The sequence below is a fragment of the Paenarthrobacter sp. TRD_SC_7 genome (assembly GCF_056156245.1).
The window spans coordinates 2,729,435-2,754,579 of the sequence record NZ_CM149587.1 but is presented as its reverse complement, the minus strand read 5'-3'; the positions used below and the strand labels follow the sequence as shown (position 1 = coordinate 2,754,579).

General features: G+C 62.0%; 22 protein-coding genes and 1 tRNA gene. 14 read left to right on the top strand and 9 right to left on the bottom strand.

Annotated elements, in window-relative coordinates; genetic code table 11:
* Positions 1-2: 2 nt before the first annotated feature.
* Complete coding sequence (locus AC0J5Z_RS13420) at positions 3-1,052, bottom strand: YeiH family protein (RefSeq protein ID WP_475032893.1); 1,050 nt, start codon at positions 1,050-1,052, stop codon at positions 3-5.
* Positions 1,053-1,162: 110 nt separating this feature from the next.
* Here AC0J5Z_RS13420 and AC0J5Z_RS13415 point away from each other — a divergent pair, with 110 nt between their 5' ends.
* Genes AC0J5Z_RS13415 through AC0J5Z_RS13405 form a run of 3 tightly spaced genes read left to right on the top strand, consistent with a single transcriptional unit; the run spans position 1,163 to position 4,549 of the window.
* A complete protein-coding gene (locus AC0J5Z_RS13415) occupies positions 1,163-2,719 on the top strand; it encodes a circularly permuted type 2 ATP-grasp protein (RefSeq protein ID WP_475032891.1) in 1,557 nt (518 codons plus the stop codon).
* 55 nt (positions 2,720-2,774) lie between these two features.
* Positions 2,775-3,701: an alpha-E domain-containing protein gene (locus tag AC0J5Z_RS13410; RefSeq protein ID WP_402932733.1), complete on the top strand. Its 927-nt coding sequence runs from the start codon at positions 2,775-2,777 to the stop codon at positions 3,699-3,701.
* Positions 3,698-4,549, top strand: a complete 852-nt coding sequence (locus tag AC0J5Z_RS13405) for a transglutaminase family protein (protein ID WP_475032889.1) — start codon at positions 3,698-3,700, stop codon at positions 4,547-4,549. The genes AC0J5Z_RS13410 and AC0J5Z_RS13405 overlap by 4 nt, the downstream gene beginning before the upstream one ends.
* Positions 4,550-4,557: 8 nt before the next feature.
* Here AC0J5Z_RS13405 and AC0J5Z_RS13400 read toward each other — a convergent pair whose 3' ends face one another.
* Both AC0J5Z_RS13400 and glgC read right to left on the bottom strand, forming a co-directional pair.
* Positions 4,558-6,009, bottom strand: a complete 1,452-nt coding sequence (locus tag AC0J5Z_RS13400) for an SDR family NAD(P)-dependent oxidoreductase (protein ID WP_017200913.1) — start codon at positions 6,007-6,009, stop codon at positions 4,558-4,560.
* Between the two features lie 73 nt (positions 6,010-6,082).
* On the bottom strand, positions 6,083-7,495 hold the full coding sequence (glgC, locus tag AC0J5Z_RS13395) for a glucose-1-phosphate adenylyltransferase (protein ID WP_475032887.1): 1,413 nt from the start codon (positions 7,493-7,495) through the stop codon (positions 6,083-6,085).
* Between the two features lie 93 nt (positions 7,496-7,588).
* Here glgC and glgA point away from each other — a divergent pair, with 93 nt between their 5' ends.
* Positions 7,589-8,785: a glycogen synthase gene (glgA, locus tag AC0J5Z_RS13390; RefSeq protein WP_475032883.1), complete on the top strand. Its 1,197-nt coding sequence runs from the start codon at positions 7,589-7,591 to the stop codon at positions 8,783-8,785.
* A gap of 119 nt (positions 8,786-8,904) precedes the next feature.
* Here the strand turns inward: glgA and AC0J5Z_RS13385 are convergent, their stop codons facing one another.
* The gene (locus tag AC0J5Z_RS13385; protein WP_475032880.1) at positions 8,905-11,010 is read right to left on the bottom strand and encodes an acyl-CoA dehydrogenase family protein; all 2,106 of its coding nucleotides are present in this window, start codon (positions 11,008-11,010) and stop codon (positions 8,905-8,907) included.
* Positions 11,011-11,056: 46 nt separating this feature from the next.
* Positions 11,057-11,845, bottom strand: a complete 789-nt coding sequence (locus AC0J5Z_RS13380) for a TetR/AcrR family transcriptional regulator (protein WP_475039696.1) — start codon at positions 11,843-11,845, stop codon at positions 11,057-11,059.
* On the opposite strand from AC0J5Z_RS13380, the gene AC0J5Z_RS13375 reads away from it, so the two are divergent.
* The 3 genes from AC0J5Z_RS13375 to AC0J5Z_RS13365 are packed head-to-tail and all read left to right on the top strand — an operon-like array spanning position 11,844 to position 15,467.
* Positions 11,844-13,196, top strand: a complete 1,353-nt coding sequence (locus AC0J5Z_RS13375) for an acetyl-CoA C-acetyltransferase (RefSeq protein WP_475032878.1) — start codon at positions 11,844-11,846, stop codon at positions 13,194-13,196. The two genes, AC0J5Z_RS13380 and AC0J5Z_RS13375, sit on opposite strands and share 2 nt — an antisense overlap.
* Before the next feature lie 10 nt (positions 13,197-13,206).
* A complete protein-coding gene (locus AC0J5Z_RS13370; protein ID WP_475032874.1) occupies positions 13,207-14,547 on the top strand; it encodes a 3-oxoacyl-ACP reductase in 1,341 nt (446 codons plus the stop codon).
* On the top strand, positions 14,544-15,467 hold the full coding sequence (locus tag AC0J5Z_RS13365) for a MaoC/PaaZ C-terminal domain-containing protein (RefSeq protein ID WP_475032872.1): 924 nt from the start codon (positions 14,544-14,546) through the stop codon (positions 15,465-15,467). The genes AC0J5Z_RS13370 and AC0J5Z_RS13365 overlap by 4 nt, the downstream gene beginning before the upstream one ends.
* A gap of 53 nt (positions 15,468-15,520) precedes the next feature.
* Here the strand turns inward: AC0J5Z_RS13365 and AC0J5Z_RS13360 are convergent, their stop codons facing one another.
* Complete coding sequence (locus AC0J5Z_RS13360; RefSeq protein ID WP_475032870.1) at positions 15,521-16,492, bottom strand: alpha/beta hydrolase; 972 nt, start codon at positions 16,490-16,492, stop codon at positions 15,521-15,523.
* 121 nt (positions 16,493-16,613) lie between these two features.
* Positions 16,614-16,696: transfer RNA gene (locus AC0J5Z_RS13355), tRNA-Leu, on the bottom strand.
* A 261-nt stretch (positions 16,697-16,957) separates the two neighbouring features.
* On the opposite strand from AC0J5Z_RS13355, the gene AC0J5Z_RS13350 reads away from it, so the two are divergent.
* Together AC0J5Z_RS13350 and AC0J5Z_RS13345 are read left to right on the top strand one after the other, a co-directional pair.
* On the top strand, positions 16,958-18,262 hold the full coding sequence (locus AC0J5Z_RS13350; protein WP_475032868.1) for a M20/M25/M40 family metallo-hydrolase: 1,305 nt from the start codon (positions 16,958-16,960) through the stop codon (positions 18,260-18,262).
* 28 nt (positions 18,263-18,290) lie between these two features.
* On the top strand, positions 18,291-19,451 hold the full coding sequence (locus tag AC0J5Z_RS13345; RefSeq protein WP_475032865.1) for an acyl-CoA dehydrogenase family protein: 1,161 nt from the start codon (positions 18,291-18,293) through the stop codon (positions 19,449-19,451).
* A 10-nt stretch (positions 19,452-19,461) separates the two neighbouring features.
* Here AC0J5Z_RS13345 and AC0J5Z_RS13340 read toward each other — a convergent pair whose 3' ends face one another.
* Entirely contained in the window at positions 19,462-19,695 is a 234-nt protein-coding gene (locus AC0J5Z_RS13340; RefSeq protein WP_419202727.1) for a DUF5703 family protein, read from the bottom strand.
* Between the two features lie 39 nt (positions 19,696-19,734).
* On the opposite strand from AC0J5Z_RS13340, the gene AC0J5Z_RS13335 reads away from it, so the two are divergent.
* From AC0J5Z_RS13335 to AC0J5Z_RS13325, 3 genes are all read left to right on the top strand, one after another.
* Entirely contained in the window at positions 19,735-19,992 is a 258-nt protein-coding gene (locus tag AC0J5Z_RS13335; RefSeq protein WP_475032861.1) for a hypothetical protein, read from the top strand.
* Between the two features lie 310 nt (positions 19,993-20,302).
* Positions 20,303-20,968: an acetyltransferase gene (locus AC0J5Z_RS13330; protein WP_475032858.1), complete on the top strand. Its 666-nt coding sequence runs from the start codon at positions 20,303-20,305 to the stop codon at positions 20,966-20,968.
* The gene (locus AC0J5Z_RS13325; protein WP_475032855.1) at positions 20,965-22,035 is read left to right on the top strand and encodes a glycosyltransferase family 2 protein; all 1,071 of its coding nucleotides are present in this window, start codon (positions 20,965-20,967) and stop codon (positions 22,033-22,035) included. The genes AC0J5Z_RS13330 and AC0J5Z_RS13325 overlap by 4 nt, the downstream gene beginning before the upstream one ends.
* On the opposite strand, the gene AC0J5Z_RS13320 is transcribed toward AC0J5Z_RS13325, so the two are convergent.
* Positions 22,016-22,960: an aldo/keto reductase gene (locus AC0J5Z_RS13320; protein WP_475032853.1), complete on the bottom strand. Its 945-nt coding sequence runs from the start codon at positions 22,958-22,960 to the stop codon at positions 22,016-22,018. The genes AC0J5Z_RS13325 and AC0J5Z_RS13320 overlap by 20 nt on opposite strands.
* Positions 22,961-23,012: 52 nt before the next feature.
* On the opposite strand from AC0J5Z_RS13320, the gene AC0J5Z_RS13315 reads away from it, so the two are divergent.
* Positions 23,013-23,846 (top strand): undecaprenyl-diphosphate phosphatase, encoded by an 834-nt coding sequence (locus AC0J5Z_RS13315; protein WP_475032851.1) that lies wholly within the window; start codon positions 23,013-23,015, stop codon positions 23,844-23,846.
* 15 nt (positions 23,847-23,861) lie between these two features.
* Positions 23,862-25,139: a cysteine--1-D-myo-inosityl 2-amino-2-deoxy-alpha-D-glucopyranoside ligase gene (mshC, locus tag AC0J5Z_RS13310; RefSeq protein ID WP_475032848.1), complete on the top strand. Its 1,278-nt coding sequence runs from the start codon at positions 23,862-23,864 to the stop codon at positions 25,137-25,139.
* Positions 25,140-25,145 lie beyond the last annotated feature (6 nt).

The window sequence follows — 25,145 nt, the reverse complement described above, 5'->3', positions numbered from 1 at the left end:
AGCTATCTAATCATGATCCAAGCGGCGCCCAAGCCCAGCGATGCGATGAGCAGCCAGGAGCCCAAAGCCACCAGAACGGCGCGGCCTCCAGTGTGAATCAGCGTGCGCACCCGCACTGCCGAACCCAGCCCGAACAGCGCCGTCGCCAAGAGAATGTCCTGCACCGCCGCCGCGATCTCCAGTCCCACCGGCGGTGCCCAACCCAGCGAACGGACCGCCACCATGACGAGGAAGCCGACGACGAACAGCGGGACAATCGGAGGGAAGCGCCCGTCAACGTCATTGGCTCCACCATGCTTTCCGTTGCTGCGCTCCCTGACGTGGAGGACCCGCTGGTGCAGCCCCGCCGCAGCGGCAAGAGGCGCCAAGAGGACAACACGCGTCAACTTGACTACGACGGCTATCGCCAGCGCCGAGGTTCCCGCGGTTTGCGCCGTGGCAACCACCTGGCCGACGTCATGCACGGAGGCGCCGGTCCATGCACCGAACTGTTCGGGGTTGAGGTTCAGCGGGTGCATAAGGAGTGGTAGTACACCGATGGCTAGCGTCCCGCACAGCGTCACGAGTGCCACGGGCAGAACAGTGTCCTGGTGCTTGATTCGCCGGACGGCGGCCATGGCCCCGATGGCCGAGGCGCCGCAGATGGAAAAGCCAGTCGCGACAAGGAGGGCGGCTTCCCCGGGGAGACGCAGCAGGCGCGCCAAGCCATAGGTTCCCGCGAAGCTCACCAAGACAACGCCGGCGATCAGGAGCAGTGACAGCCACCCCAAGCCGAGGACGTCCCCGATACTGACTTTGAGGCCCAAAAGCACGATTCCGGCGCGCATGAGGTGCTTTCCTGCGAAGTCCAGGCCCGGGCGGGCGCGCCCCGCGGCCAAGATAGCCGTGCCCGGTATATTGGCTGAGAGCAACCCCAAGGCAACAGCAAGTGTCATGGCCGGGACCGCCGGAAACACGGTGTGGATGGCGAAGGCAAGACCCGTTGCGGCGACGCTCAGGACCAACCCGGGCCCCAGCCGGGACAGCTGGGGCGCAAGACTGTTGAAGGGCATGCCTCAACCCTGCCGGATGGCGGCACGGAAGGCGAACCGGGAGTACCCGGAAACTGCGACACAATCAGCGCGTAATGCGCTCGACTCAAAAAGGTGATTACCTGATTCCCATGTCTGACCTATTCCAGGATTACTCCGAGGCCGCCGCACGCAGCGGCGCCTACGACGAGATGTTTGCCCAGGGCCACGTTGCCAGAAGATCCTATGGTCAGGTTTCCGGGGCTCTCCGCGAGCTTTCCCTGGCGGATGTCACCGCCCGTGCCGACTCAATGGCACGCACCTTCCTGGACCGGGGCGTAACGTTCGACTACGCGGGGGAGGAGCGCCCGTTTCCACTGGACATTGTCCCGCGCGTCATTCCCGCCGATGAGTGGGATGTGTTGGAACGCGGCGTTGCCCAGCGCGTCAAAGCACTTGAAGCATTCCTGAACGACGTCTACGGACGGATGGCAGTAGTCACCGATGGTGTAATACCGCGTCAGCTAGTGACCACCAGCGCACATTTCCACCGGGCGGTGCACGGTTTCGAGCCGGCAGGCGGCGTTCGCGTCCATGTTTCGGGCATTGACGTCGTTCGGGATGCCGCCGGAACCTTCCGTGTGCTTGAGGACAACGTCCGCGTTCCATCCGGCGTCAGCTACGTCCTGGAGAACCGGCGGGCCATGGCCAAGGGCTTGCCCGAGGCCTTCGGCCAACAGCACATCCGGCCTGTGGAGGAGTACCCCAGAAGGCTCCTCTCGGCACTGCGCAAAACTGCTCCCGCGGGCGTGGACGATCCCACCGTGGTTGTCCTGACACCGGGCGTCTTCAACAGCGCCTACTTTGAGCACACCCTCCTTGCAGGACTCATGGGCGTGGAACTGGTGGAAGGCCGGGACCTCATTTGCCGCGGCAATCGCGTGTACATGCGTACCACGGCCGGCGAGCAGCGCGTGGACGTTATCTACAAGCGCATCGATGACGACTTCCTGGATCCACTGCAGTTCCGCTCCGATTCCATGCTCGGTTGCCCGGGATTGGTCAACGCAGCCCGCGCCGGGGGAGTGACCATCGCCAACGCGGTAGGCAACGGCGTAGCCGACGACAAGCTCGTGTACAGTTACGTGCCTGACCTGATCCGGTACTACCTTCACGAAGAGCCGATCATCGCCAACGTCGACACTTTCCGGCTCGAGGAAAAGGAAGCCAGGGAGCATGTTCTGGACCGCCTCGACGAACTGGTGGTCAAACCAGTGGACGGCTCCGGTGGCAAAGGACTCGTCATTGGCCCGGACGCTTCCAAAGAAGAACTCGATGCGTTGCGCAAGCGCGTCATCGCCGATCCGCGCGGGTGGATCGCACAGCCCGTCCTGCAGCTCTCCACGGTGCCGACGCTCTCCGGAGACAAGTTTGGTCCCCGCCACGTGGACCTGCGGCCTTTTGCAGTCAACGACGGCGACGACGTCTGGGTCCTGCCCGGCGGCCTCACCCGGGTGGCACTCAAGGAAGGCTCTTTGATTGTGAACTCCAGCCAAGGCGGCGGTTCCAAGGACACCTGGGTGTTGGCCGACTCGCCGCAGATGCCGGCCGAGATCATTCCACGCCAGTCCGTCACAGTCCGTGAGCAGGTATCCGTATGGCCGGTGGAGAGCAACTGGCGGGACCGCCAAACGGAGCAGCAGCAGTGAACACACTCCAACACCACTTGAACTTCGACATGCACCACGCGAAGGAGGCAGTTCCATGCTGAGCCGCATTGCTGAGTCACTCTTCTGGATCGGACGCTACGTAGAGCGCGCCGACGGCACTTCCAGGATCCTGGATGTTCACCTTGAGCGCCTGAACCACCTGCCCCTTGAGGAACAGCGAAGCGTCGCCCGGGAGCTCCTTGCCGTGATGGGCGCAAAGCCGCAGAGCGAAGAATTCGGCCTCCCTGAACTCCTTCATGCCTTGGCATATGACAAGCACAGCGCTTCGTCCATTGCCGGTTCCCTTGGGGCAGCGCGCGAGAATGCCCGGCGGGCCCGCGAAACAGTCTCCCAATCCCTCTGGGAGAGCCTCAACACCACCTATTACGGACTCAACCAGCATCGCAAGGACGTTGTAGGAACCTACCGTTTCTGCAATTGGGTTTTGGAGCGCACCGCTATGGTTCGCGGTCTCGCAGACACCACTGTCAGCCACGATGAGAGCTGGTTGTTCATGGTGCTCGGCCGCTCCTTGGAACGGGCCGATATGACAGCCCGCATGTTGTCGACGCGCGATGTTCAGTCCGCTGGAATGTCGTGGGTCAACATGTTGCGGTGCGCCGGGGCGTACGAGTCCTTCATCCGAACCCGCAGGGCTGCGTTCGGAGACCAGCACGCGGCGGAGTTCCTGCTCCTGGACCGCCTGTTCCCGCGTTCGATTGTCTATGCGTTGCGCGACGCCGACGATTGCCTCGCCAAGTTGGATCCGTCAGCACAGCGCGTGGGATTTATCAACGATGCCAGGCGTATTGTGGGCCAGGCCCGCACGTTCCTTGAGTTCCACCGCACAGACGATCTCATGTCCGAACTACCCGAACACATGGAACGTGTGCAGAAGGCCGTGACGCAAGCGTCGGACGCAATTTCCCGTAAATATTTCAATCAGGCTGATGAGCACGCCTGGGTGGGAGAAGTTTCATGACCCGGCTGAGCATCGTTCACAAAACGGCGTATAAGTACAACCGCCGCGTGACCTTGTCCTACAACGAGGCCCGGATGACTCCGCTGACTGACGGCCAGCAGGTGGTCCTGGAGTCCTCGCTGAAAGTTTCGCCCCACCAAGCGTCCGTCAGCACCTACCGTGACTACTGGGGAACCCGCGTTACTGCGTTCGACATGCAGATGCCGCATGAGAGCCTTGAGGTCCTCGCAACGGCCACCGTTGAAGTGCATCGCACCGAGCGGGTGGCAACCGAGGACGACATCGTGGGATGGGACGTCATAGCCTCGGAAAAGGTCCAAGACGAATTCAGTGACTGGTTGCCCCAGTCCCGGCTCAGCGGGCCGGGCGAGGAAGTCCTGGGGATCGTCCCGGATGTCGTCGAAGGCAAGAATCCCCACGAGGCCGCGCTGGCAGTGTTTGCGTGGATGGCCGGTGAGATGACCTACATGAAGGGCACTACAGGCGTCACGACCAATGCCGAGCAGGCGTGGTCCCAGCGCCAGGGAGTGTGCCAGGACCTGGCCCACCTGGCCATCGGAGCCTTGCGCTGCAGCGGCATTCCTGCGCGCTATGTTTCGGGATATATCCACCCCCGGTCCACGGCGGACATCGGCGAAACAGTTGCCGGCCAATCACACGCCTGGCTGGAATGGTGGGACGGGGAATGGCGCAGCTGGGACCCGACCAACCACAAGCCCGCCGGTGATTACCACGTGACAGTGGCCCGGGGCCGTGACTATCGCGATGTCCCCCCGCTGAAGGGCATCCTGTCTGGTGGCGGTGGTTCGGGGCTTTCCGTTTCGGTGGAGATTACCCGATTGGCGTAGGAGTGGCTTTACCAAGGTGAGGGCTTGTAGTCCTTAAGGAAGACGCCGTACTGGTCCTCACCCTTTTCGCCCATCACGATGGGGTCGTAGACGCGCGCGGCGCCGTCTACCAAATCCAGCGGGGCGTGGAATCCCTCTTCCATGAGCCGGACCTTGGTGTAGTGCGGGCGCTCGTCAGTGATCCACCCGGTGTCCACCGCGGTCATGAGGATGCCATCGGAATCCAGCATTTCCTGGGCGCTGGTCCGGGTCATCATGTTCAAGGCAGCCTTGGCCATATTGGTGTGGGGGTGTCCAGGGCCCTTGTAGGCGCGAGAGAACTGCCCTTCCATGGCTGAGACGTTGACGATGTACTTCCTGTGGGCTGTGGAACGCTTCATGGCATCGCGAAGCCGGCTTACCAGCAGGAACGGTGCCGTGACGTTGCACAACTGCACCTCGAGCATCTCCAGGGGATCCACCTCGTCCACCACCTGGGTCCAGCTGTTGATGGATGCGAGGTCCGGAACCAGGCCTCCGGCGTCGATCGCCGTCCCTGACTCAATGCGCTCCAAAGATGCCGATCCCGTGGAAAGCGCCAAGGAGGTGATGGCATCGCCGGCCAGCACGGGGTGCTCGGTGACGCTGCTGGCCAGTGCCAGGGGGTGCTTGTCATGGGCGTGGCCGAACGTCACTAGCTCGGGTCCACCGTTGGCAGCTTCCAAGGCTGCGGGCAGCGGTTCATCCTCTGCGTCCACCAAGGGCTTGTAAGCGTTGCCGGAGCGTCGCACCGTCTGGGCTGCGTTGTTAATAATGATGTCCAACGGGCCGGCCTCATTGAGGGAGTCCGTCAAAGCCATGACCTGCGCCGGGTCACGGAGGTCTATGCCGACAATCCTGAGGCGGTGCAGCCACTCGCCGCTGTCTTCCATGGCAGCGAAACGACGCGCTGCGTCCTTGGGGAAACGCGTGGTGATGGTGGTGTGCGCCCCATCCCTCAGCAGGCGCAACGCGATGTACATGCCGATCTTGGCGCGTCCGCCGGTCAACAAAGCCCTACGGCCCGTGAGGTCGGTCCGGGCATCGCGCTTGCTGTGGCTGAAGGCCGCGCATTCAGGGCAGAGCTGGTGGTAAAAGGCGTCAACCTGTGTGTAGTGCTTCTTGCAGATGTAGCAGGGACGAGAGCGGATGAGATGGCCCGCGATCTCACCAGTGGCTGAGGGAGCCAGCTTGTTGCCGCGGGTCTCGTCGTCAATGCGGTCCGGTGCCGCTGTTGCAGTCAGGGCTATGACGGCGCGGTCTGCCTCAGCGATGGAGTCGCGTTTGGTGACACGGCGGTGGCGTTTGACGGCTTTGAACATCTTGCCGGTGGCACGGCGGACGGCAACGTAGTCCGGGTGCTCTTCGTCGTAGACGTGGATCGTGGTCAGAACCTTGAGGCAGGCCTGGATCTCTTCAGGCGTCAGATCGGTGGAGCTCATTGACCTGATTTTACAGCCTTGGGAGCCCGTGGCCTGCCTCGGGTTCTGTTAGCACGTGCCGGGGACGTTCGGCCTAGTGCGCTGCACCCTGGGCCGCGGCGCCCGCCACTCGTGACTGGATCCCCGCAGCTACCTTTTCAGCGGAGTCGCGGATATCGGGGTCATCATGCGTGGCTGCCTTGACGGCTTCCGGCAGCCCACGGCGATGTTGGGCGGACAACGCAAGCTCTGCCTCACCGGGCTCGGGAACCACTTGGCCCTTCGCCAGGACGGTAATGCCGGATTCCGTGACCTTATAGCCTCGGGCCCTATCCAAAGCCGGGTCCAAGCCGATGGCCGCACCAGCTGGGACCTTAACGTTCTTGTCCAGGATTGCCCGCTTGATCACCGCACCTTCGCCAACACGCACCTTGTCCATGAGGACGGAATCCTGGACCCGGCTGCCGGCCGCCACATAGGCGTCGTTGGAGAGCACGGATCCCTCAACGATGCCGCCGGAAACCACCACGCCGCTGGCAACAATGGAATCGAGGGCCGTTCCCACTGTGTTGTTCTCGCCACGGACAAACTTTGCAGGCGGCGAGATGCTCTGGCGCGTGTAGATCGGCCACTCGGAGTTGTAGAGGTTGAAGATCGGCACAGGGGAGATGAGGTCCATATGTGCGTCGTAGAACGAGTCGATGGTACCGACGTCGCGCCAGTAGGTCCGGTCGCGTTCGGTGGCACCGGGAATGTCGTTGAGGGTGAAGTCGTATACGCCTGCTTCGCCCTGGTCCACGAAGTAGGGAATGATGTCGCCACCCATGTCGTGCTTTGTATCGAGGCGTTCCGCGTCCACATGAAGCGCCTCAACAAGGGCATCAGCGTTGAAAACGTAGTTGCCCATTGACGCCAGGAACTGCGTGGGGTCAGCGGCCAGCCCGGGGGTGCTGGCCGGCTTCTCCACGAACGCGGCAATCTTCTGGGGATCGTTCTGGTCGACTTCGATCACGCCGAACTGGTTTGCCATATTCAGCGGCTGGCGGACGGCCGCGACTGTGGCCTTCGCGCCACTGGCAATGTGCTGCTCCACCATTTGGGAGAAGTCCATGCGGTACACGTGGTCAGCGCCGACCACCACCACGATGTCCGGGGCGTCGTCATGGATGAGGTTCAGCGATTGATAGATTGCGTTCGCACTGCCAAGGAACCAACTTTTGCCCACGCGCTGCTGCGCGGGAACAGAAGCTACATAGCGGCCCAGCTGCGTTGACATACGCCAGGTTTCCGAGATGTGCCGGTCAAGGCTGTGCGACTTGTACTGCGTCAGAACGACGATTTTCAAATATCCCGAATTAACGAGATTGGATAGTGCAAAGTCAATTAACCTGTAGCCGCCTGCGAACGGAACCGCGGGCTTGGCCCGATCCGCCGTCAGCGGCATGAGTCGGTTGCCTTCTCCGCCTGCCAATACGATTGCCAGAACTTTCTTCAACGCCATGGTCACAGCTCCCCGTACGTCTTCGTATCCCCCAAAAGTCCGATTTTCCGGACTCTTTCACACTAGAACACATACGCCGGAACGACTACGTTGGTTAGCGTGCGAATAGACATTGTGACTAAAGAATTCCCTCCGGAAATTTATGGCGGTGCCGGTGTCCACGTTGCCGAGCTCAGCCGGGTGCTGGCAAAGCACGTCGACCTTCACGTCCGGGCCTTCGGCGCGCCTCGTGATGCCGACTATCACGGGGCTTCCGTGGCGTCCTATGCCACCCCCGAAGACCTCGACGATGCCAACGCCGCCATCCAGACCCTCGGCGTGGACCTGAGGATAGTTCCGGACATTGCGGGGGCGGACCTTGTCCACTCGCACACCTGGTACGCCAATATGGCCGGTCACCTGGCGTCGCTTTTGCACGGCATTCCGCACGTGCTCAGCGCACACAGCCTGGAGCCGCTGCGTCCGTGGAAGGCCGAACAGCTTGGAGGCGGCTATGCGCTGTCCTCCTGGGTGGAGAAGACGGCGTATGAGGCAGCCGCGGCCATCATTGCCGTCTCGGACGGCATGCGTCAGGACATCCTCCGCAGCTACCCCAACGTGGATCCCGAGAAGGTTCGCGTGGTCCACAACGGCATCGATGTTTCGCTATGGGAACGTGATGAAGAGGATGACGCGATCCGTGCGCTGGGCATCGATCCTGCCAAGCCCAGCGTGGTCTTCGTGGGCCGCAACACCCGCCAGAAGGGGGTGCCGTACCTGCTCCGCGCGGCGTCAAGCCTGCCGGACGACGTCCAGTTGGTACTGTGCCTTGGGGCCGCGGATACTCCCGAACTCGCCGCCGAAACTGCACGCCTCATTGAGGAGTTGCAGGCCAAACGTGAGGGCGTCATCCTCATTGAGCGCATGCTGCCACGGAAGGAGCTCATCCAGGTCCTCAGCCATGCCACGGCCTTCGCCTGCCCATCGATTTACGAGCCGCTCGGCATCGTGAACCTTGAAGCCATGGCATGCGGTGCCGCGGTGGTAGCGAGTGCCACCGGCGGCATTCCGGAGGTCGTCCAGCATAACGAAACAGGGCTCCTGGTCGAATTGGAACAGGTCACCGACGGAACCGGAACCCCTTTGGATCCGGAGAAGTTCGTCAGCGACTTCGCTGCGGCCCTGAACGTAGTAGTGGCGGATCCGGCCCGCGCCCGCGAGATGGGAATAGCTGGTCGACACCGGGCGGAGGAGCACTTCTCCTGGGAGTCCATCACTGAAACAACGCTTGAGGTCTACCGATCAGTCCTGCGCTAAACCCTTAGCGTCCCAACAGCACGCCAAAGCACGACGGCGCCGCCCCCCTTTAGTGGGGACGGCGCCGTCGTGCTTGACCAAAGTTCCGCAACTGTTCACCGATTGGTAGCGGAGTGCTGCTAACGGGCCTTTGATGCCTTGAGCGCCAAGAGGGTCTTCTCATCCGCCGGAGCGCTGCCACTGGCCCGCTGCTCGCGGAAGTGCTCGCGGGCTTCGTCCTGCCGGCCGGCTTCTGCGCCTGTCGCAATGGAGGCGCGCAGGTGCTCCGGGCCGTAGCCGAAGGCATCCACGAGGTCCACGGCGTGAGGGCGGATCTTGACCAGCAGGCGGTTGATGTACGTGCCGACAGTCCGGCCACGCTGCATCGAAAGCCTTCCGTTCATGAGGTACCAGGAGAGGTGCTTCTCTATCAGGGACAAGCCGAAGAGATCGCGCAGCCACGTCAGGACCCGCTTGGTGCCTTCATCAGAGACGTGGGTCAGGGCCTCGGTGAACGCTTCCCACTGGAGAAGTTCGGCGTGCGCCTGGGCGGCTTCGATGAGTTCGTGCTGGTGCTGGTTGAACAGCGCTGCGGCCTGGTGCTGCGGAAGCTTGTTGGCACCCTTCAGCGCAGCACCCACTTCGGCGACCATCGACTGCACACGGTCTGCCAGCAGGGTCCGCTGTCCTTCTTCGTCCCGCAAAGCCAGCGCTGCTTTCTGGACCGAACCAGTGTCGGCCACGAACTGGGCAACCTGTCGAAGGCCCGTCCGGTGCAGGGCCACGCCGGCAGCCTGGTCCACTACGTAGCGGGCAAGCACGCCAAAGTCGGCGCTGCGGAATTCCTTGGCGTAATCAGCCAGGAGGCGCTTGGCTACCAGTTGCAGCAGGACTGTGTTGTCGCCTTCGAACGTGACATATACGTCGAGGTCCGCACGCAGCGAAGCAAAGCGGTTCTCGATCAGGAAGCCTGCCCCGCCGCACGCTTCGCGGCATTCCTGCAAAGTGTCCAAAGCATGCCAGGTACTAAGCGGCTTGAGCGCGGCCGCCAACGTTTCCAGGTCCTGACGGTCGGCGTCTGTGTCGTGGGCGCCGGAGAAGACGTCGTCGAACTTCTGCAGGAGCTGTTCGTGGGCGAAGCTGGCCGCGTACGTGGTTGCCAGCCGGGTGAACAAGCGGCGCTGGTGCCGCTGGTAGTCCAAAAGCACCTCTTCATCGGTGCTGGAAGAAGCATTGAACTGACGGCGTTCGGTTGCATACTGGATGGCCGTCTTGAGGGCCACCTTGCTGGCAGCCACAGCGGCACCATCCAGGGACACGCGCCCTTGGACCAAGGTGCCGAGCATAGTGAAAAAGCGCCGTCCCGGGCTCTCAATGGTGGAGGAGTACGTACCATCCACCGCGACGTCGCCGTAACGGTTCAGGAGGTTGGTGCGGGGGATGCGTACATCCGTGAAGTGCAGCCGGCCGTTGTCGATGCCGTTCAGTCCGCCCTTGATGCCGTCATCCTCGCCGCCGATGCCCGGGAGAAATTCCTTGGTGTCAGGATCGCGGAGTTCCACATAGAAGGCATGGACGCCGTGATTGACGTTCTTGGTGATCAACTGGGCGAACACCACGGCGGCCAGGCCGTCGTTGGCTGCATTGCCGATGTAGTCCTTCCATGCCGCCCGGAAGGGTGTGGTGATGACGAATTCCTGGCTCGCTTCATCGTACGTAGCCGTAGTGGCAATGCTGGCGACGTCGGAGCCGTGGCCGGTTTCCGTCATGGCAAAACAGCCCGGGATCTCCAGGCTCATGATGCCGGGGAGCCACTTGTCCTGGTGCTCAGCCGTTCCAAGGTGCATCACGGCGGAGCCGAAGAGGCCCCATTGCACGCCGGCCTTGATCTGGAGGGAGGGGTCTGCTGTGACAATTTCTTCGAAGCCCGCGATGTTGCCGCCGTGGTCGTCGGAGCCGCCCAGCCGGGTGGGGAAGGCGCGATGGACGGTGTTGTTGTCCACCAGGAACTTCAGTTGCTCGAACACGCGGGCACGGTGCTCGGTGTGGCCCAGGCCTTCGATCTTCTGCACCGCCGGATTGCCTGCCACTGCACGTGCCTGGTGCCGGATGTGGGCCCACTTGCCCAGAAGCTGCTCTCCAAGGGCAGCGACATCCACCACAGGCTCCGCGCCGGTGGGCGTTGCCGCGTCGTCGCGGCCTGAGGGCTGGTTGGCCGATGAGGCCCGGTCCACTACTTCAGTCATGTTGTTTCCTTCTTTGGTTCCGACAACTGATGAGTCATTGCTTGTGTCAGGTGGTGGTCTTGAGTTCCGGGGCGATGCCGAGGCAAAGCCAATCAGTAATCTGCCCGGCCATGGTTGCCTGGTCGGGTTTAGTGCTGCTGGCGGGGCTACCCAGCCACATTTCCCCGGCGTTCCTTACGAGTCCGATCGCGGCGGTGGGCCAATACACGATCACCGCTTCTTTCTCATCCCCCAGGTGCTCCCGCATAGGAGTCGCGATCATGTCCGTAATTTGCTCAAAGAAGTTACCCAAGGCGCCCGATGCCGCGATTGCGTCTTGCGCTGATGCCTCTCCGGGAGTCAGCCGGGTGATGAACGCATAGACATTGGGGCTGGACTCGGCCATCTGCAGGTAGGCGGAAACCATGGCGAACAACCCCTCGCGGGGTGTCTGGGCCAGTTGGGCGGCTTCCTGCATGCGGCGCTGCATTTGCCCCAGTACAACCTCGCCCATTGCTTGCTGAAGCCCGGCTTTGTCACCGAAATAGCGGTAGAAGACGGATTTCGACGTTCCGGCCGCTCCGGCGATCTCCTCCATCGAGGCGTCACTACCAAGCCGGTGAACAGCCTTGCGAGCGGCTTTGATCAACTCGCGTCGGCGCTCCTCGCGGTGGGACTGCCACCGGGCCGCACGTCCATCAATCACAGATTCAGCCTCAAGGGCGCTGGGGACTTCGAGGGCAACCTTCGCAGAGCCGGCAGGGCTGGCGGATTCTTCGTCGCGACTGTTCACGATACCCAGCGTATCAGGTACGCTGGGTATCAGTAACTGGCATCGATCGAAGGAGATAAGCATGGCTGCAGCAGACGTGACCACGGACGGGCCCTTGGAACCGACCACCACCCCTCAAGCAACCCGTTCGGCGGTCATCGTGGGCGGCAACCGCATCCCGTTCGCCCGAACAGGCGGCGCGTACGTAAAGTCCTCCAACCAGGACATGCTGACGGCTGCCTTGGAAGGTCTCATCGCCAGGTTCGGTCTCCAGGACGAACGTATTGGAGAGGTAGCAGCCGGAGCAGTGCTGAAGCACTCGAGGGACTTCAACCTCACCCGGGAGGCCGTCCTCGGCTCAGCCTTGTCGCCGGAAACCCCTGCGTACGACCTCCAACAAGCCTGCGCAACGGGTTTGGAGACCGTCCTCGGGTTGTCCAACAAGATCAAGTTGGGGCAGATCGATTCAGGGATCGCCGGAGGGGTGGACTCGGCATCCGATGCTCCGATCGCCGTCAGTGAGGGACTGCGCGAGATCCTGCTGGACCTGAACCGGGCCAAGACCACCGTGCAGAAGCTGAAGATCATCGGCCGGATCCGCCCCAAGGACCTTGCCCCCGATGCTCCCAACACCGGAGAGCCCCGTACTGGACTGTCCATGGGCGAACACCAGGCCCTCACTACTGCGCAGTGGAAGATCTCCCGGGAAGCGCAAGACGAGCTGGCTTTTAACAGCCATCGGAACCTGGCTGCCGCCTACGAGCGAGGATTCTTTGATGACCTCATCACTCCGTACCGCGGGCTCAACCGCGATTCCAACCTGCGCGCAGACACCACGTTGGAGAAGCTCTCCACGCTGAAGCCCGTCTTTGGTAGGAATCTCGGCTCCGAAGCAACCATGACGGCCGGCAATTCGACGCCCCTGACAGACGGCGCCTCCACCGTCCTGCTGGCAACCGAAGAGTGGGCGGACGCCCACGGCCTGCCGAAGCTCGCCACGGTGCTGGACGGCGAAGCGGCCGCCGTTGACTTCGTGCACGGCAAGGACGGCCTCCTTATGGCCCCCGTCTTCGCTGTTCCCCGTTTGCTCGCTCGCCACGGACTCACTTTCGAGGACATCGACTTCTTCGAAATCCATGAGGCCTTCGCCGGAACCGTCCTCAGCACCTTGGCCGCATGGGAAGACGAAGAGTTTGGCCGGACGCGCTTGGGCCTTGATGGCGCGCTGGGGAAAGTGGATCGTGCCAAGCTCAACGTCAATGGATCGTCGCTGGCTGCGGGCCACCCGTTCGCAGCAACGGGTGGCAGGATCGTGGCCTCACTGGCAAAGATGCTGCATGAGAAGGGCAGCGTTAACGGCCGCCCCGCGAGGGGCCTGATTTCCGTGTGCGCCGCCGGCGGGCAGGGTGTCGTTGCGATTCTGGAAGCAGCATAGGGGAAACGCGATGACAGACAAATACACACAGCTCGTGAGCCAGGGACTGGGGAAGGATGTAGCCAAGAAGCTCGGCCTGCCTCAGCCCGTGGTGCTTCGACGCCACCAACCCGGCGCGCCGCTCATTACCGGCCCGGTCCTGGTCAGTGGTGACAGTGCAGGGGCAGATGACATAGCCACCACCCTGCTCGGTTGGGGTTTGGACGTCCGCCGAAACGCGCTCCCCAAGGAAAAGCTGGGAGCCATCATCCTGGTTCTTGACGCCGTCCAGCACCCCGAGGACCTGGGCAAACCTGTACTTACAGCAGGCGCATCCCTGCGGGACCTTTCGCCAAACGCCCGGGTGGTCACCATTTCACGGACGTCGCAGTCTGCCCAGTCGCCGGCGTCCGCTGCTGCGCGGCAGGGGATCGACGGGCTGTTGCGGTCCCTGGCCAAGGAACTGCGGGCGGGAGCCACGGCCAACGGCATTCTCCTGGACGACCATCTGGCAACCACCAGCCCTTCGGCGCTGGGCGCGCTGCGGTTCTTCCTTTCGGGCCGCTCCGCTTATGTGGACGGCCAGTTCCTGACCGTCCGCTCAACATCAGGCAGCCTACCGAACGACGCCGACAAGCCCCTCGCCGGCAAGGTAGCAGTGGTTACCGGCGCGGCCCGGGGGATCGGAGCCGCCATTGCCCGGACCCTGCACCGCGATGGGGCCAAGATCGTGGCGGTGGACATCCCTGCAGCAGGAGACCATCTGGCAGCTGTTGCCAACGAGGTTCGCGGGACGGCCCTGCAGCTTGATATCAGTCGCGACGACGCCGGCCACCGGATCATCGAGCACGCCGTGGAACGCCACGGCCGGCTCGACATTGTGGTTCACAACGCCGGAATCACCCGCGACAGGCTCTTGGCCAACATGGACGAGGGCCGGTGGCAGTCTGTCATCGCCGTTAACATTGCAGCCCAGCTGAGGATCAACGAGGCACTTCTGGCGTCGGAGCATTTCAAAGATTCGCCACGGATCGTTTCAGTCGCGTCCACCAGCGGCATCGCGGGCAACAGGGGCCAAACCAACTACGGCGCATCCAAAGGTGGGGTCATAGGCATGGTGCGGTCCACAGCCACACTAATGCAGCCCTTCGGAGGGACCATCAACGCGGTAGCCCCGGGCTTTATCGAAACTGAAATGACCGCCAAGATGCCCTTCGCAATCCGTGAGGCCGCACGCAGGCTCAACTCACTCAAGCAAGGCGGCCAGCCCCAGGACGTGGCTGAGGCCATTGCGTTCCTTTCCAGCGATGCTGCCGGTGGAATCTCCGGTGAGGTACTGCGTGTGTGTGGGCAACAACTGGTGGGAGCATGAACCATACCCAGCCGGTTGTCCTTGGCGAACTGCCATCGCTGTCCAAGCTGTATGTCAATGCGGCCACAACGGCAGCGCGTCGTCGGGTCCTGGGGGCGTCCCCCGGGAAAAAGCGACTTCCGACCGTCAGCCACGAGGTCAGGGGAGTGCGGGCCACCGTCGGAAACCTCACGGCCTACCAACATCTGGTGGGGGAAACCGCCAGCGATATCCTCCCGGCCGGCTACGTCCATGCCTTGGCTTTTCCAGTGTCCATGAGTGTCATGAACCGCGACGACTTCCCGTTGCCGCTTCTTGGCATGATTCATCTTAAGAACCGCATTGAGCAGCGGGTTCCCATCCGATTCTCCGAGGATCTGGACATCTGTTCTTGGGCGAAAAACCTTTCCGGCCACAAAGCCGGAACCCAGCTGGACATCGTTGCTGAAGTCCGCTCCGGCTCGAGCGGCGACTTGCTCTGGCGCGGCGTCTCAACATACCTCGCCAAAGGCGTCTTCCTACCAGGCATAGACAAGCCAGGCAGCCCGAATGGCGCATTCGCCGGCGACTTTTCGCCGCCGGATCCCACTGCACTGTGGCAGCTCGGCCTGGATACCGGAAGGAGCTACGCAACCGTGTCGGGCGATTTCAATCCGATCCACTTGAGCGTCCTTTCGGCCAAAGCCTTGGGACTGCGGGGATCCATCGCGCACGGAATGTATCTGGCCTCGCGTGCACTTGCCGACGTCGGGGCCGTGAAGTCGGATTCCTTTACATGGGACGTTGCCTTCGAGGCGCCTGTGTTCCTTCCAGCGCGGGTAGCCTTGGACATCACCACGGTGCAGGCGGATTCGGGAAGCTGGGAGCGCTCGGACTACGTTGCGTGGAATCCCCGCAGCGGCAGGCGACACTTCGCTGGCAGCGTTTCGGCCCTGATCTAAGACACGGCAGCGGACGGCAGCGGTCACCCTCAAGGTGACTGCCGCCGTCGTCGTTAATTCCTTGGTGATACAGCGCTTACGGGTACGTACGCGCCCGCCCAGCGGAAGACTTCGTCGAAGAACCTGCTTCGCGCGGGTTCGGCAGACAAGGCAAGGTCATGGATGCCACCATCGATCCGCGCCAGCGTGATCAAGCGGCCCAGCCGCGTGCTGCGCTCGGTTATATGCCGGACGTTCAGGACGATGTCCGATGAGTTGATGGTCTCCAGCGGGGCCGTCACTGCCGCACTGGCGGTAGAGGCACATACCAAGACCGGGCAACGGATATCCAAGCCTCTTGCGAGTTCGGCGTGTCCGCGCCTGATGGCACGCAGCCAACCGGCCAGGACGGGAAATCCTTCCAGTGGCTTCCAGCTGAGGTCAAAGTCCCACTTACCGCCAGTGGTTGCATGCAGGCTGCGTCCGTATTGCTCACCGAGGACGCCCACCTGCCGCCGCGGCTGGTAAGTTGCAAGACGGTCGACGACGACGGTCCCCACCGTGCGCTGGAGGAAGGGCTTGTTGAGGTCGAACCATGGACTATTGAGGACCAGGGCGTCCACGATGCCATCGAAGCGGCGGCGGTGGGCCCACAGGCTGGTCACCAGACCACCGGTTGAATGGCCCATGACAACCATGACGTCGTGCCCGTCCTCTTCCTTGATGATGCGGGCCGCCTCGTTGAGTTCCTCATCGTAGCTCTGCAGGGATTCGATGTAGTTGGGTGTCTGGTGAGGGCGGAGCGAACGGCCGTACTTACGGAGGTCCAGTGCGTAGAAATTGTATCCGGCGTTGATCCACTCATCAGCCAGGTGCGCCTGAAAGAAGTAGTCCACAAATCCATGAACATAGAGCACGGCGCGCCCGGTGCCGGTAGGAGCGTTCCTGGAGACCAGCGTCGCTACCACATCGCCCTCGGCGTCGGGCTGGAGAGCCAGGATCCGGGCCTTGTAATCCGGACCGAGGATATCTTCGGAGCTGGCCATGTGTTTTCCTTGGATTTGCAGGGAAGAAACAGTTGCGATCAAGCTCGCATTGTATTTGCCGAAGTAAAGTGGAGCAAAACAAACAAGGCCCGAAATCCGTGGATTTCAGGCCTTGTGATTGTGCGCGGAGGGGGACTTGAACCCCCACCCCCTTTCGAGGACTAGCACCTCAAGCTAGCGCGTCTGCCATTCCGCCACCCGCGCAGGTGGTGTTCAGATGGTCTGTTCGCACCTTCCGGTGCTTCACTTTCCTCCGAAGCAGCGAGAAAAACTCTAACACGGTTTCGGTTCGCTGAAAAATCGGCGCTGGTCAAGCCGTTTCTGCACTTGCCCAAAGGACCCACGACGAAACGAATTCCTGACTGTGGCGGCTGCTGGTGAGTAGGCTGAGGGAACACGGGACGAGCTGCGGAGCCGCAGTTTGCGCCACCGGACCTGCAGCCCAGCCACGCAAGGAGAATTTCCATGTCTGTCATCCGCCCCGAAGACGAAGTTGTCCGGATCTGCCAGGAGCTCATCCGCATCGACTCCTCCAACTTCGGCGACGACACCGGCCCGGGGGAGCGCGCGGCAGCGGAGTACACGGCCGGGCTGATCACTGAAGTAGGCCTCGAGGCCGAGATTTTCGAGTCCGCCCCGGGTCGCGCCAATGTGGTTACCCGCATGGCGGGGGAAGATCCGTCGGCTGACGCACTGGTAGTGCACGGACACCTGGACGTGGTCCCTGCCCTCAAGGACCAATGGAGCGTGGACCCATTCAGTGGCGAACTGAAGGATGGCTTGGTCTGGGGCCGGGGCGCTGTGGACATGAAGGACATGGACGCCATGATCCTTTCAGTCATGCGCAACTTTGCCAGGACGGGCCGCAAACCCAAACGTGACATCATTTTTGCCTTCTTTGCTGATGAAGAGGCTGGCGGCACGTACGGGGCCAGGTACGCCGTCGAGCACCGACGCGAACTTTTCGACGGCGCCACTGAGGCCATCTCCGAGGTAGGCGGGTTCTCTGCCACTATCGGCGGACAGCGGACCTACCTGCTGCAGACTGCCGAGAAGGGGTTGTCGTGGTTGCGGCTGGTAGCGCACGGCCGGGCGGGCCATGGTTCCCAGATCAATACTGACAATGCTGTCACCCGCCTTGCCGCTGCTGTAACCCGGATCGGCGAACACAAGTGGCCTGTGGAATTGACACCAACCACCCGACAGTTCCTGGACGGTGTCACCGAACTCACCGGCGTCGAGTTTGATGCCGACAACCCGGACATACTCCTCAAGGAACTTGGTACTGTAGCCCGGTTCGTCGGTGCCACACTTCAGAACACCTCCAACCCTACGTTCCTGCGCTCCGGCTACAAGCACAACGTCATCCCTGAGTCGGCCGAGGCGTTCGTTGACTGCCGCACACTGCCGGGACAGCAGGAGCTGGTATTCGAAACCATCAAGGACCTCGCCGGAGACGGCATCGAGATCAGCTACGTCAACAAGGATGTTTCCCTGGAGGTGCCGTTTGCAGGGAACCTGGTGGACTCCATGATTGATGCCCTTCACTCCGAAGACCCGGGAGCCAAAGTCCTTCCCTATACGCTCTCCGGAGGCACGGACAATAAATCGTTGAGCAAGATCGGCATCACAGGCTACGGTTTCGCTCCGCTAATGCTGCCCGACGAACTCGACTTCACAGGAATGTTCCACGGCGTTGATGAGCGCGTTCCAGCCGAGTCCCTCCATTTCGGCGCCCGGGTCCTGAACACACTCCTCAGCAATTACTAAAACCAAGAACCCGAAGGAGATCCCCGCCTTGACGCCCGAAGAAATTCTGCCCGACGAACTGCTTGAACGGCTGCGTGGTCGCGCCGCAGGCTACGACCAGAACAACCAGTTCTTCCACGAAGACCTGGAAGAGCTGGCAGCCGCCGGCTACCTCAAGCTGTTCGTGCCGGAGGCCGACGGCGGTTTCGGGCTCGGACTCGAAGCGGTAGCTGCGTTGCAGCAGCGTCTCGCCACGGCTGCCCCGGCCACAGCGCTGGCGGTGAATATGCACTTGGTCTGGACCGGCGTCGCCCAGGTCCTCACCGCGCGCGGGGACAGCTCCATGGATTTCGTGTTGAAGGAGGCTGGGCAGGGTGAGGTCTTTGCTTTCGGCATCTCCGAGGCCGGCAATGATTCCATGTTGTTCGATTCCGGCACGGTTGCAGAGCCGCTACCGGACGGAAGCTACCGGTTCACGGGCCGGAAGATCTTCACAAGCCTCTCCCGGGGCTGGACACGGCTGGGTACCTTTGGCAAGGATGCCGACGCCAAGGACGGTGGCGGCGAGCTCGTCTTTGGCTTTCTCCGCCGTGATGAGCCCGGCCACGAAACCCTGAGCGACTGGGACACCCTGGGCATGCGTGCCAGTGCGTCGAACACCACACTCCTGCACGGAGCCGTGATTCCCTCGGAACGGATCTTCCGCAAACTGCCCGTGGGACCCAATAAGGACCTCCTGATCTTCGCGATCTTTGCGTGCTTCGAGACATTGCTCGCCGCTGTGTACACAGGCGTAGCAGAGCGGGCGTTCACCCTCGGCGTGGCGAACGTCAAGCGTCGCGTTTCGGCGAAACACGGTGGTCGGAGCTTCGCCCAGGATCCTGATATCCGTTGGAAAGTAGCAGACGCTGCCTTGGCCATGGACGGGATTTCACCGCAAATCTCTTCTCTTGCCCGCGATGTGGACAATCTGGTGGACCACGGAGCCCAGTGGTTCCCCAAACTTGTAGGACTCAAGTCCCGGGCTACGGAGAACGCACGCCACGTAGTGGACTTGGCGATCCGTGTCACGGGAGGATCCAGCTACTTCCGCGGGTCTGAGATGGAGCGGCTATACCGGGATGTCCTCGCGGGCATATTCCATCCTTCCAACGATGAGTCCGCTCACAACACAGTGGCCAACGCATGGTTGGGTCCCTTGGAGGACTAGGGGCCGGCGCCTACACGGTTCGCTGGACGGAATAGACTTTACGTCGCAACCAAAAGCGCCGACCGCCTCCGAGGTAGAGCACGCTGCGCTCGAGTTCCCACTTGCCGTATTCGGAATGTTCGGCGAGCCGACGCCGGGCTTCCGGCAGCGAATCCTCAGGTCCCACCGTCAGAACGAGGTATTCGTACTGACGTGCGTAGTCTCGCTGGCGCTCAACGGAGCTGCCCGGAAATTGTTCTCTCATCCCTCTCCATTTTCGTCCTTTTCCGGCTAACGTGAAGTCATGAGCATCGATCCGCGTGTCGCGCTTCAATCACTGACCGCCGCCCTGGAAGAACATCTGGCTGCTGCATCCGCGCGGCGGGGCGAAGGTGACCCCAACGTCGAAGCGGCTTTCTTCGCCGTCGCTGATGCTTTCGAGGTTTATGAAGATGCGCTCTACGAGGCCTATTCCGAGGTTACTCCGCTCCAAGTCTTCGATGACGAAGATGAAGAAGACGACGAGGTCCTGGACGAAGACATGGAAATCGTTGAGGACTAACCAGCCTGATGAACCGGCCACCCAAGGGTGGCCGGTTTTTTGTGCACTCTCGGCTTCCTACGGCAGAAACACGTAGTCCCGGCCGGGTCTGCTAGGTACCCGCACGTAGGCCTCAGAGGTTGTCCCGCTGAAATCTGAGTACTGACTACTGATGCGCCACGACCGGGCACCCGATTGGATTGGGGGAACGCAAGGACAGGTCCTCGAAGAAGGCACAAATGGCTAACACACTATCCGGGCCACTGCAGGGTTCCCCCTTCATCAGGTCCGGAAACACTCTCGGGGCGACTCCCGCCGTGGGAGCGTACCAATGAGCGAACTTCTGGTGATTGCGGCCGGAGGGCTGGCACGTGAGGTGCTTGCCATGGTCCGGAGCTTTGGACTGTATGACGTCATAGGGATCCTGGATGACGACGAAGACAGGAATGGCCGGGTAGTGGATGGGGCGCATGTCCTGGGCCCGGTCCGCGACGCCCTGGAGTTTCCGCACGCCAAACTTCTCGTCTGCATTAACTCCGGACGAGCCCGCGAAAACGTTGTGATGAGGCTGCGCAACCTGGGCTTGGACGAAGACCGATACGCCACAGCCATTGACCCGTCTGTGCACCGCCCCGACGGATGCCACATCGGAGTGGGCAGCGTCCTCCTCGCCAACGTTACTATGACAGCTTCTGTGTCCTTGGGTCAGCACGTAGTTGCCATGCCCGGTGTCACGTTCACCCATGATGACGTGGTGGACGACTTCGCCACCTTCTCCGCTGGTGTCTCCTTGGGCGGGAACGTCTTGATTGGCCGGGGCGCACACTTGGGCATGAACGCCAGCATCCGCGAACACAGGACTGTCGGGGCTGGTGCAACGATCGGAATAGGTGCAGCTGTGCTGGATGACGTTCCGGCGGGCGAGACCTGGGCCGGTATTCCGGCCCGAGTTATCCAAAGAAGCACAACCACCCTCGAGTTGGAGGATATGCAATGACCAGGATGCATCCCCTTCCACTGAAAACCCGGCCCAAGGTGACTGTGGTGGTTTCGGCCTTCAACGACGGCCACCGCCTGGCGGTCACAGTTGACAGCGCACTGTCCCAGGAAGGGGTGGACGTTGACGTCATCCTTATTGACGACGCCTCGACTGACGGTACGGAAAGGGTGGTGTCCTGCCTGGCAGCCGGCGATGAACGCATCACAGCGGTGTTCCATACTGTTCAGTGGGGGCGCGTAGCGACTTGGAACGATGGACTGTCCGGGGCCAACGGCCGCTATGTGACGATAGTGTCGCCAGGTGAGTTGCTGGCACTTGGGTCCTTGGCGCGTGCATCAAGGTTGATGGAGTCCAGCCCAAGGGTAGGAATGGTGCACGGACGCTTTGGGAGCTTCACAGACCCACAAACGCCTCTCGGCTCCCGTCCACGAACACAGTGGTCTGTATGGGATGGGAATGGTTGGCTCCGCCTGGCCTGTGCCAGCGGGCGTCCCATCATTCCTGTTCCAGCAGTGCTGATGAGGACGGAAGCCGTGCTCACTACGGGAGCATTCAATTCGGCCCTGACCGGCAGCGCGACCTTGGAATTCTGGCTTCGTATGGCCGCGGCCTGGGACGTAGGGGAAATCAAGGGCCCCGTGCAGGCTCACTACGGCGATCATGACGCGAAACATTTGCTGCCGAACGCTGAGCCGGCTGAGGACCTTAAAGATCAGCTCGCCGCCTTCCGCGTACTGGAGGGTAGCGCCCTGGCGATACCCTTCGAAGTCCGTGTCAGGCATCTGCGCCGGGCGGAGCGAGCCCTGAGCGAACAAGCCTTGAGACTGGCTCGCCATGAGATCTCGCAGGGCGCCTTGGATGCGGCCGCCGAACTCCGGCGCTTCATCGAGACGCTTCATGGCGTGCCGGGAAATATTCACAAGGCAAACGCGCTGCAGGCCGGCATATTGCGTGCCTCCGCGTGCAGACGCACGATCGTGAGCCGTTCTGCCGCCCCCTCCGGCAGGCGGCGCCTGAATGCTGCTTACTCGCGTCTGCTGAGATTCACAGAGGCTGTGAACTAGCTGAAACGTCTTCGAGGGCGCGCGCAATTTCAGCCGGCAGAACCGTCATTTGCGTGTCCAGGAGTTCCTTGAGCTGAATGGGGTTCCTGGGGCCGATGATCGCGGTCGCGACACCCGGCCGGGACAGCAACCAGCTCAGCGAAACGTCCATTGGTGTCCGGCCCAGTCCGCGGGCCGCCATGGTCACAGCTTCCACCACCCGGGATGCCCGCGACTCAAGATACGGCTCAATGTAACCAGCCAACCGGCTCTGTGCGGCACGCGAATCAGCTGGAATTTGCCCACGGTATTTACCGCTCAGGACACCACGACCCAAAGGCGCCCAAGCCATCAGTCCCAGCCCGGCGTCTTCCACGGCAGGGATGAGTTCTTCCTCGGCCTTGCGCTGAACGAGGGAATATTCGGACTGGTTGGCCACGAGAGTGAATCCGGCCACTGCTGCTGCTTTGGCTGTCTGCCAGCCGTTGTAATTTGAGATTCCCACGTAGCGGGCACGCCCGGTCCGCTGGGCAAGTTCCAAAGCCGAAAGAGTCTCGTCCAAGGGCACGTTAGGATCCCACTCGTGGGCGAACCAGATATCGATGTAGTCGGTGCCGAGCCTGGCGAGGCTGGCATCCAGTGCGGACAGCATCGCACCGCGGGAGGCGTTGACACTGCGCCTGGAGTCCGAAGACGACACGCCGGCCTTCGTGGAAATCACAATCTCGGACCGTGCGACGACATCACCCAGCATGGATCCCAGCATGGCTTCTGCCTGGCCTTGGGCGTATGACGCTGCTGTGTCCACAACAGTGCCGCCGGCGGCAACGAATCCTTGGAGCAGTTCGGCAGCGTCCTGCTCGTCGGTCTCCTGGGCCCAGGACATGGTTCCAAGGGACAAGGAGGACACACGGAACCCACTGTTTCCGACATAACGCTGCTGCATAGCAGCTAGCTTACGGGGAGTTAGCCGTCTTCATGACGTAGGGTCTATTCACGTGAACTGGATAGAAGCAGCCTTGCTGGGCCTTGTGCAGGGCCTCACCGAATTCCTCCCGATTTCCTCGAGCGCACACCTGCGGATTGTCGGCTCATTCCTTCCGAATGCTGCAGACCCCGGTGCTGCCTTCACGGCCATTACACAGTTGGGAACTGAAACCGCCGTGATCGTCTACTTCTGGCGCGACATCGTACGGATTGTCAGAGCCTGGTTCGGCTCCCTTACAGGCAAGGTGGAGCGCAACAATCCCGATGCCCGCATGGGTTGGCTGGTCATCTTGGGCAGCTTGCCGATCATCGTCCTGGGCCTGTTGTTCCAGGACCAGATCGAGTCGGTGCTGCGCAGCATGTGGATCGTTGCCACCATGCTGATCGTGTTCGGCATGATCCTTGCTGTCGCCGATGCGATTGGCCGGCAGGAAAGGGATCTCACGCAACTGAGCTACAAGCACGGCATCCTCTACGGCTTCGCGCAAGCCATGGCATTGATCCCGGGCGTTTCCCGCTCCGGTGGCACCATCACCGCAGGCCTCCTCATGGGCTACACGCGTGAAGCGGCTGCCCGGTATTCCTTCCTCCTGGCCATACCGGCCGTGTTCGGCAGTGGTCTTTACCAGCTTTACAAGACGGTTTCGAACGAGGGCCTGGCTGGTCCATACGGCCTCCCGGAGACCGCGCTGGCCACAGTCATCGCTTTCGTGGTGGGTTACATCATCATTGGCTGGTTCCTGAAGTTCGTCTCCACCCGCAGTTACCGGCTCTTCGTGTGGTACCGGATCCTCCTGGGCCTGGCCTTGTATGTCCTGCTCGGTTTCAATGTGATCAGTGCCTAGCACTAAGGTTGAGTCGTGAAATCGTGGACCTCCCGCCCTGTTCCTGAGCTGCCCGGCAGCATGCCGCAACTACGGCTGTACGACACCGCCCTCGGCCGTGTGGTGGACGTTGAGAGACAGCCGGAACAGTCGATGTATGTCTGCGGCATCACGCCGTATGACGCTACGCACATGGGACATGCAGCCAGTTATGTGGCCTTCGACCTCCTGAACCGTGCCTGGCGCGATGCCGGCATCCGTGTGTCCTACGTCCAGAACGTCACGGACATTGATGACCCCCTCCTGGAGCGCGCTACAGCCACTGGCGTGGACTGGCGTGAATTGGCCCAGAGCCAGATCGAGCTGTTCCAGACGGACATGGACGCACTGAATGTCCTCGCACCGAACCACTACATCGGCGCAGTGGAGGCCATTCCCGACATTGTGCCCGCCATCGAGCAGCTTATTGCCGACGGCGTGGCGTATCGCGTTGACGGCTCCGGGGACGAACCCGACGGCGATGTCTACTACGACGTCGAGATGGCCGGCAAACGTTCCGACGCCACGGACGCCTGGACCCTCGGCGACGTCTCAGGACTTGGCGAAACGGAAATGCTTGCCTTGTTCGCAGAACGTGGCGGCGACCCCGCCAGGCCGGGCAAGCGGCACGCCCTCGACCCCCTGCTCTGGCGCGTAGCCCGTGACGGCGAGCCAAGCTGGCCCGGTGCCACCTTGGGCGATGGCCGGCCCGGGTGGCACATTGAATGTACTGTGATCGCGCAGAAGTACCTTCCTGCCCCCTTTACGGTTCAGGGCGGCGGCTCGGATCTGGTTTTCCCGCACCATGAAATGGGCGCTGGCCACGCCTATTCACTGTCCGGCGTTCCGCTGGCCCGCCACTATTCACATGCCGGCATGGTGGGGTTGGACGGGGAAAAGATGAGCAAATCCAAGGGCAACCTGGTTCTTGTCTCAAAGCTACGCGCCGCAGGTGAGGAACCCGCGGCTATACGCCTTGCCATCCTTGCGCACCACTACCGCTCGGACTGGTCCTGGACCGATGCAGAGTTCGACGAAGCCAAGGACCGGCTCACACGGTGGCGTGCTGCCCTGGATCAGGCACCGGCCGGATCTGCTGCAGCATTGATATTTGCCATGCGCGATCAGCTGGCCAACGACCTCAACGCTCCGGGCGCCATCGCCGCCGTCGACCACTGGGCAGAGGAAGCGATTCGCTCCGCCGCAGACAAGTCAGCGCAGGACACGGCCCTTGTTACCGACGCAATCGATGCTTTGTTCGGGGTTGAGCTCTAGGCCACC

Bases quoted from the DNA above. Each gene is read 5' to 3' on its own strand.
- AC0J5Z_RS13325 (WP_475032855.1), top strand. From the start codon at position 20,965: ATGACCAGGATGCATCCCCTTCCACTGAAAACCCGGCCCAAGGTGACT.
- AC0J5Z_RS13320 (WP_475032853.1), bottom strand. From the start codon at position 22,960: ATGCAGCAGCGTTATGTCGGAAACAGTGGGTTCCGTGTGTCCTCCTTG.
- AC0J5Z_RS13340 (WP_419202727.1), bottom strand. From the start codon at position 19,695: ATGAGAGAACAATTTCCGGGCAGCTCCGTTGAGCGCCAGCGAGACTAC.
- AC0J5Z_RS13370 (WP_475032874.1), top strand. From the start codon at position 13,207: ATGACAGACAAATACACACAGCTCGTGAGCCAGGGACTGGGGAAGGAT.
- AC0J5Z_RS13415 (WP_475032891.1), top strand. From the start codon at position 1,163: ATGTCTGACCTATTCCAGGATTACTCCGAGGCCGCCGCACGCAGCGGC.
- AC0J5Z_RS13400 (WP_017200913.1), bottom strand. From the start codon at position 6,009: ATGAGCTCCACCGATCTGACGCCTGAAGAGATCCAGGCCTGCCTCAAG.
- AC0J5Z_RS13360 (WP_475032870.1), bottom strand. From the start codon at position 16,492: ATGGCCAGCTCCGAAGATATCCTCGGTCCGGATTACAAGGCCCGGATC.
- AC0J5Z_RS13365 (WP_475032872.1), top strand. From the start codon at position 14,544: ATGAACCATACCCAGCCGGTTGTCCTTGGCGAACTGCCATCGCTGTCC.
- AC0J5Z_RS13330 (WP_475032858.1), top strand. From the start codon at position 20,303: ATGAGCGAACTTCTGGTGATTGCGGCCGGAGGGCTGGCACGTGAGGTG.
- AC0J5Z_RS13350 (WP_475032868.1), top strand. From the start codon at position 16,958: ATGTCTGTCATCCGCCCCGAAGACGAAGTTGTCCGGATCTGCCAGGAG.
- AC0J5Z_RS13335 (WP_475032861.1), top strand. From the start codon at position 19,735: ATGAGCATCGATCCGCGTGTCGCGCTTCAATCACTGACCGCCGCCCTG.
- AC0J5Z_RS13375 (WP_475032878.1), top strand. From the start codon at position 11,844: ATGGCTGCAGCAGACGTGACCACGGACGGGCCCTTGGAACCGACCACC.
- AC0J5Z_RS13385 (WP_475032880.1), bottom strand. From the start codon at position 11,010: ATGACTGAAGTAGTGGACCGGGCCTCATCGGCCAACCAGCCCTCAGGC.
- AC0J5Z_RS13380 (WP_475039696.1), bottom strand. From the start codon at position 11,845: ATGCTTATCTCCTTCGATCGATGCCAGTTACTGATACCCAGCGTACCT.
- AC0J5Z_RS13405 (WP_475032889.1), top strand. From the start codon at position 3,698: ATGACCCGGCTGAGCATCGTTCACAAAACGGCGTATAAGTACAACCGC.
- AC0J5Z_RS13420 (WP_475032893.1), bottom strand. From the start codon at position 1,052: ATGCCCTTCAACAGTCTTGCGCCCCAGCTGTCCCGGCTGGGGCCCGGG.
- AC0J5Z_RS13410 (WP_402932733.1), top strand. From the start codon at position 2,775: ATGCTGAGCCGCATTGCTGAGTCACTCTTCTGGATCGGACGCTACGTA.